Source organism: Klenkia sp. PcliD-1-E (assembly GCF_024124375.1).
In the GTDB taxonomy this organism is placed as follows: Bacteria; Actinomycetota; Actinomycetes; order Mycobacteriales; family Geodermatophilaceae; genus Klenkia.
This window is the reverse complement of record NZ_JAMXRZ010000164.1, coordinates 1-6,987: the sequence shown is the minus strand read 5'-3', so window position 1 is coordinate 6,987 and position 6,987 is coordinate 1. Positions and strand designations below refer to the sequence as shown.

Annotated in this window: 7 protein-coding genes; all 7 read right to left on the bottom strand. The window is 75.1% G+C overall.

What is annotated here, in order from left to right; translation table 11 throughout:
* Positions 1 to 1,377, bottom strand: a 1,377-nt coding sequence (locus NH342_RS21075; protein WP_253018002.1) for an ATP-dependent helicase, incomplete at its 3' end; no start/stop codon positions are given.
* Between the two features lie 45 nt (positions 1,378 to 1,422).
* A complete protein-coding gene (locus NH342_RS21070) occupies positions 1,423 to 1,758 on the bottom strand; it encodes an MGMT family protein (protein WP_253018000.1) in 336 nt (111 codons plus the stop codon).
* Positions 1,759 to 1,775: 17 nt separating this feature from the next.
* Positions 1,776 to 2,858 carry a hypothetical protein gene (locus NH342_RS21065; RefSeq protein ID WP_253017998.1) on the bottom strand — a complete coding sequence of 361 codons (1,083 nt, stop codon included), beginning with the start codon at positions 2,856 to 2,858 and terminating at the stop codon, positions 1,776 to 1,778.
* Between the two features lie 99 nt (positions 2,859 to 2,957).
* Positions 2,958 to 3,524: a TIGR03086 family metal-binding protein gene (locus tag NH342_RS21060; protein WP_253017997.1), complete on the bottom strand. Its 567-nt coding sequence runs from the start codon at positions 3,522 to 3,524 to the stop codon at positions 2,958 to 2,960.
* 65 nt (positions 3,525 to 3,589) lie between these two features.
* Positions 3,590 to 4,750, bottom strand: a complete 1,161-nt coding sequence (moeZ, locus tag NH342_RS21055; protein ID WP_253017996.1) for an adenylyltransferase/sulfurtransferase MoeZ — start codon at positions 4,748 to 4,750, stop codon at positions 3,590 to 3,592.
* 73 nt (positions 4,751 to 4,823) lie between these two features.
* Entirely contained in the window at positions 4,824 to 6,266 is a 1,443-nt protein-coding gene (locus NH342_RS21050; RefSeq protein WP_253017995.1) for a hypothetical protein, read from the bottom strand.
* On the bottom strand, positions 6,263 to 6,987 hold a 725-nt coding region (locus NH342_RS21045; RefSeq protein WP_253017994.1), incomplete at its 5' end, for a DUF3152 domain-containing protein. The genes NH342_RS21050 and NH342_RS21045, both read right to left, overlap by 4 nt.

The window sequence follows — 6,987 nt, the reverse complement described above, 5'->3', positions numbered from 1 at the left end:
GTCGGCCGACGCAGCGCGCGGCGGGAGCACGGCCCGCAGCGCGGCGAGCAGCGGCTCGACGGCCGGCTGCTGGGCCAGGGCGACGTCGTCGGAGGACACCGCGACCGGCACCCCGGACTGGGCCAGCGCGCGACGCACCGGCCCCAGCGCCGCCGACCCCCGCACGACCACGGCCATCCGCGACCACGGCACCCCGTCGAGCAGGTGGGCCCGGCGCAGGGTGTCCGCCACGTGCGCGGCCTCGACGGCGGGGGTGTCGAAGACGTGCACCTCGACCGAGCCGGCCGGGGTGCCCTCCGCGGGGGTCAGCCGGCGGTGCTCCCAGGGGCCGGGCAACCCCTCGGCGACCCGGCGGCTGACCCGCAGCAGGTCCGCGCCCGACCGGCGGCAGGTGCCCAGCGCGACCCGGTCGGCGGGCCGGCCGTCGACGTGCCGGAAGCGGTCGGGGAACTCCAGCAGCCCACGGGGCTCGGAGCCCCGGAAGGCGTAGATGGCCTGGTCGGGGTCGCCGACGACCACCAGGTCGCGCCCGCCGCCGGCCAGCAGCTGCAGCAGCTCCACCTGCGCCGGGTCGGTGTCCTGGTACTCGTCGACGAACAGCCAGCCCGCGCGGGCCTGCTCGGCGCGCAGCAGCGCGTCGTCGGCACGCAGTTCCTCGATGGCCTCGCGGACCAGCTCGGCGGGGTCGAACCCGCTGCCCGAGCCGCCGAAGAGCGTCTCGAAGGCGGTGACCTCGGCGTACTGCCGGGCGAAGCGGGCGGCGGCGACCCAGTGCGGCCGGTCGTGCGCGCGGCCGAGCTCGGCCAGCCGCTGCGGTGCCAGGCCCCGCTCGGTGGCCCGCAGCAGCAGCTCGCGCAGCTCGCGGCGGAACCCGGCGGTGCCCAGCGCGGGGTGCAGGTCGGCCGGCCACCGCACGCCGTCGTCCTCGGCGTCGCCGGCGAGCAGCCGGCTGACCGTGAGGTCCTGCTCGGCGGCGGTCAGCAGCCGGGGCGGCGGGTCGCCGCGCAGTGCCGCCGCGCGGTGCAGCACGCCGAAGGCGTAGGAGTGGAAGGTGCGCGCGACCGGCTCGCGGACGGTGCGGCCGATGCGCGCGGTGATCCGGGTGCGCAGCTCGGCGGCGGCCTTGCGGCTGAAGGTGAGCACCAGGACCTGCTCGGGGTCGTGGCCGGCCTGGATGCGGGCCGCCACCGCCTCCACGATCGTGGTGGTCTTGCCGGTGCCGGGCCCGGCGAGGACCAGCAGCGGACCGCCCGGGTGGTCGACGACCGTGCGCTGGGCCGCGTCGAGGACCGGGGGTGCCGGCGCGGCCCCCGACGGCAGGACGAGCCGGTACTCCGGTTCGGCGGTGGCCACCGCACCCGTGCCTGCTGCGCTCATGGCCCGATGACACCACGGGGGTCCGACAGGACCGGTGCACCGACCTCAGTCGTCGGGCCAGAGCACCGCGGCGAGGTCCACCCGCTGGCGGCGGACCGGGACCCCCTCGGCCGCCAGCAGGGCCAGCTGCCGGGCGCGGACCGGTTCGGCGGCGCTGCCGTCGGCCCGCACCACGCGGTACCAGGGCACCGCTGCGCCACCCTGGGACAGCGCGCGGGCGACCCGCCGGGGTCCCACCCCGACCAACCGCCCGACCGCGCCGTACGTGCTGACCCGCCCGGCCGGGATGGACTCCACGACGTCGTAGACCGCCTCGTCGACGTCCGCGGGGGCGCGGTCCGGGCCCGGGCGGGCCGCCCCGGTGAGGTGGTCGCTCCGCACCGGGCCGGCCCCGTGGGTCAGTTGTAGTTGCTGTTGGTCAGCCACCAGTCGTAGAGGGCGGCGACCTCGGCCTGCGTCGAGCCGGAGAGCCGGACGATGCCCTCGGTCAGGTACTCGTCGTCGGTCCACGCGATGAACACGTAGCCCTCGGGCGAGATCCCGCAGCCGACCTGCCCGCCGGGTACGCCGCCGGCGGTCCAGGTGCCGCTGCCGACCGCCGTGCTGCAGTCCTGGCCGTCGGGGATGGGCTGCACGCCCAGCGCCCCGATGTCGGTGGCGAACACCGAGTCCAGCGTGGACTGGTCGTCGTAGAGGTAGAACCGAGCGGCGTCCGGGCCGGGCTGGGTGGTCGCCGGCCCGCACTCGGCGGCGGCCGTCGCGCCGTCGCTGGGCAGGTCGATCGGGCCGCAGTCGGTGAAGTCGGTCGGCAGGATCGACAGCAGGTCGTCCTCGCTGCCGCTGCTGGAGCTGGAGGAGGTGGTGCTCTCGCTGGAGGAGGTCGTCGCCTCCGAGGAGGAGGACGACGAGGACGAGGTCGTCGTCGCCGCCGTGCTGGTGCTGGCGGTGTTGTCGGAGTCCCCGCCCTGGGTGAGCACCACGACCAGGACGACGGCGATGATGATCACCAGGGCGGCGACGCCGCCGATGACCAGGCCCTTCCTGTTACCGCCCGAGCCGCCGGGCTGCCCCCCGTAGGGACCGCCGGGGCCACCGGGTCCACCCGGGCCACCGGGTCCGCCGTAGCCGGGGCCGCCCGGGCCGGACTGCCCGTAGCCGGGCTGGCCGTACCCCGGCTGCCCGTAGCCGGGCTGACCGAACTGCTGCGTCGGCGGCTGCTGGCTGCCCCACCCACCCTGACCGGGACCCTGCTGACCGGGACCCTGCTGACCGGGACCCTGCGGCCCCTGGCCCGGCTGGCCGGGGCCGGGCTGCCCGAACTGCTGGGTGGGCTGCTGGCTCCCCCAGCCGCCCTGCTGGCCCGACCCCTGCTGGCCGAACACCTCGGTCGGCTGCTCGCCGCCCGACTGCTGGCCGTACGGCGGTTGCCCGCCCTGCGACGGGTTGCCGTAGGGCGGCTGACCCTGGGGCGGCTGGCTCATGGGGAGGACCTCCATGTCGTGCGGACTCTGCCGCACCGGATCGTAGGGCCGGTCAACCACATCGGCCCGACGGGATGATCACGACCCGGTCACGGACGGTCACGCGCGACGGCCGGTCAGCGCGAGCAGCCGCACCAGCGGGTCGGCGTCCCCGGGCACGTCGACGGGCGGCCCGGCCGGGCCGGGGAGGGCGGCAGTCCCCAGCCGCTGCACCGTGGCCAGCCCGGCGTCGACGAGCTCGGCGTCCAGCCGGGTGTCCGCACCGGTCGCCCGCGCGAGGTCCCACGCGTGCACCGTCAGCTCCGTGGTCAGCGCGGCGAGGTGGTCGGCGGCCGGGCCGACGCCGGAGGGCTGCAGCACCACCCCGTCGAGGACCCCGGGCTGGGCGAGCGCGGTCAGCGCGGTGTCTGCGGCGTCCTCCCACGAACCCAGGGGGTCACCGGCGAGCAGGTCCTCGGTCCCGGAGGGGACGTCGTCGCCACGCCCGGCCAGCAGGCCGGGGAGGGCACGCTGCCCGGCGACCAGGTGGGCGACCAGGTCGGCGACGTCCCACCCCGGCAGGGCCACTGCGTCCCACTGCTCGCGCTCGACGGCGTCGACGAGGTCGGTGACCTGGGCCTGGGCGCGCTGGAACAGGGCCAGCAGCCGGGCGTGCTCGGAGTCCACGTCCTGAGTCAAACGCAGACGGGACCGGGCCCGCAGGCCCGGTCCCGTCGGTGGTGCACCGTGCGTCAGTAGGTGGGCAGCGCCTTGTCGATGCGGGTGGCCCACGCGGTCACGCCGCCCTGCACGTGCACGGCGTCCTTGAAGCCGGCCGCCTTCACCGCGGCGAGCGCCTCGGCCGAGCGCACCCCGGTCTTGCAGTGCAGCACGATCGGCTTGTCCTGGGGCAGCGAGGACAGCGCCCGGCCGGACAGGATCTCGTCCTTGGGGATGAGCTTCGCCCCGGGGATGGACACGATCTCGTACTCGTTGGGCTCGCGGACGTCGATCAGCTCGAAGTCCTTGCCGGCGTCCATCATGTCCTTGAGCTCGTCGACGGTGATCGTCGAGCCCGCGGCGGCCTCCTGGGCCTCCTCGCTGACCACGCCGCAGAACGCCTCGTAGTCGATGAGCCCGGTGATGGGCTCGCCCTCGGGGTCCTTGCGCACCTTGATGGTGCGGAAGGTCATCTCCAGGGCGTCGTAGACCATCAACCGGCCCAGCAGCGTCTCGCCGATGCCGGTGATGAGCTTGACCGCCTCGGTGGCCTGGATCGCGCCGATGGTCGCGCACAGCACACCCAGCACCCCGCCCTCGGCGCACGAGGGCACCATCCCGGGCGGCGGCGGCACCGGGTACAGGTCGCGGTAGTTGGGGCCGTGCTCGTCCCAGAACACCGAGACCTGGCCGTCGAAGCGGTAGATCGAGCCCCACACGTAGGGCTTGCCGAGCAGCACGCACGCGTCGTTGACCAGGTAGCGGGTCGCGAAGTTGTCGGTGCCGTCGACGATCAGGTCGTACTGGCTGAAGATCTCCTCGACGTTGGAGGAGTCCAGCCGCACCTCGTGCAGCCGGACGTCGACCAGCGGGTTGATCTCCTTGATGGAGTCGCGGGCGCTCTCGGCCTTGGACCGGCCGACGTCGGACTGGCCGTGGATGATCTGGCGCTGCAGGTTGGACTCGTCGACCACGTCGAACTCGACGATGCCGAGCGTGCCCACACCGGCGGCGGCGAGGTACATCAGGGTCGGCGATCCCAGGCCGCCGGCGCCGACGGCGAGCACCTTGGCGTTCTTGAGACGCTTCTGCCCGTCCATCCCGACGTCGGGGATGATCAGGTGGCGGCTGTAGCGGCGGACCTCGTCGATCGACAGGTCGGCGGCGGGCTCCACCAGGGGTGGCAGCGACACGTCGGGCTCCTCGCGTTGCGGTTACGTCGTCCTCACGAGCGCCAACAGCGTGCCAGGCGTCCCTCTTCCCGCGTCAGGCGCCGCCGGTCAACCTCCTGCGCACCGCTCCCGCCCGGGCCCGGAGCGACCTCCTCGCCGGCGTGCCCGAGCGCATCACGACCAGGTCGCCGTGCGTGCCGTAGCCGAGGACGTCGTCCCCCCACGGCGTCCCGTCGAAAGTGACCAGCCACCACGCACCCCTCGCGGGCACGACCGCGGGGTGCGGGATGTTGGAGCCGTACGGGGCCTGCAGCAGACCGCGTTCCCGCAACTGTGCGTCGTAGACGGGGTAGGTCCGCGCGTCGCCGTCGCTGGCGAGGAGGTACCAAGCGTCGCCGAACCGCTGCCACACCGTGCCCTCGGTCTGGGTCCGCGCCGGATCGGCGCCCACGCGGCGCAGCCCGCTCAGCGGGTCGGCGTCGTCGGTGGCGGCGAGCGCGGGGTGGAACTCGTAGCGCGGGGGGCCGAAGGACGGGCACTCCACGAAACCGAGGTGCCACCGGCCACCGACCCGGGCCAGCGTCGGGTCCCACGCGCTGACCTCGGTGGGCAGGTCGATCCGCTCGCTCTCCAGGACGTGCGTCCCGGCGAGGACGTCGACCGCTGTGCGGGTGGCGCGGACGTGCACCCCGCGCTCGGTGTCGTGGTCGCCCCAGGAGGAGACGAGCACCGTGGCCACGCCGAGGTCCTCGTCGACGACGACGTGGCCGGCGTGGTCGCCGAGCACGAGGCCGTCGCGGCGGAAGAACAACTCCCCCACCTGCTCGAGACCACCCGGGTCAGCGGGGTCCATCGCCCACACGCCCCAGTGCGCCTGCTGGAAGAAACCGAGCCCGGCGCAGGTCATGGTGACCAGCAGCCGCCCGTCGCGGACGTACGGGCTGCCGTCGGTGCGGGTGACCACCTGGGGGTCGCGGACCCCTGCCGCACCGAAGGATCCGGCCAGTACGTCCGCGAGCTCGACAACCCCCGCGCCGTCGGCCTCGACCACGAAACGCAGGCCCGCCAGGACGTCGGAGCGACGGAGGTCGGCCACCCGGCGGACGCCGTCCCGCTCGGTCGCCAAGGGCTCCCAGCTGCCCTCGTCGTCGGACCCCGCAGGCGAGGTCAGCACCGTCACCTGGTTCTCGTTCGCCACGATGGCCACCCGTTGGGCGGTCGCCGACGGCAGCGGCACCTCCAGGACCCGGACGCCCGCCACCTCGACCACCCACCGATCGCCGTCCGGGGGGCGGCGCAGCAGTACCGACCCGCCGGGTCCGGCCACCCCGAGCGCCAGACCGGCACCCGGGTCGATTCGCGCGACGTCAGCGGTCACCGCCCAGAAGGGCGCCGGCGGCGCGGGCCCGAGGTCGTTGCGTTCCCCGGCGGGGAGCGTCGTGCGCCCGGGCCGGTGGACCCGGCCGAACGAGGACACCAGCGCCCGCGGTCGGGACCGGTGGACCTCGGTGAAGGCCAGCCGGAGCGGATCGGTCACGGGTAGGGCCAGGCGTTCTTCGCGCAGCCCTGCAGGCCCAGGGTCTGCTGCTGCATGACCGGGGCGAGCTGCCCCGGCCCCGGGCAGCTCTGGTGGCCGTTGCCCAGGGCGTGCCCGACCTCGTGGTTGACCACGTACTGCCGGTAGGTCGCGATGTCGCCGGCGTAGTCGGGGACGGCGGTCTCCCAGCGGGCGAGGTTGATCACGGCCCGCTCGCCGTACCGGCAGGAGGTGTAGCCCCCGGTGCCCACGCCGGGGCAGTAGATCTCCATGCTGCCGGGGCTCACCAGGCTGACCCGGAAGTCGTAGTCACCGGCGGCGGCCTCGGCGGCGCCGACCCGCTGGAAGCTCATCGCGCCGTCGTGGCCCCACGACCGGGGGTCGCCGAGCGTCGCCTCGACGGCCGCGGCGAACCCGGGGCCGTCCACCCCGATCCCGTCCTCGACCTCGACCACGAAGCGCCGCAGCGGTCCGGCGCCGTAGACCGCGGACGTCCCGTCCACCACGCTGACCGTCCCGGCCCCGGTCTCGGTGTAGGTGGCCGGCGCGGTGGTCTCGACCAGGTCGGTGGGCTGCCCCTCGCCCTCGGCCGGCGCCGAGGGCTGCGCGAGGACGGCGGCCGGCGGGCTCGCCGAGGCGGTCGACGCCGGCGCGGCGGGCGTGGGCGCCGACCCGGTCACCGAGGTCGCCCCGCCGGTCGACCTGCCCACGCTGGTCCGCG

Excerpts from the sequence above, each read along its gene's own strand:
- NH342_RS21065 (WP_253017998.1), bottom strand. The coding sequence starts at position 2,858 with ATGAGCCAGCCGCCCCAGGGTCAGCCGCCCTACGGCAACCCGTCGCAG.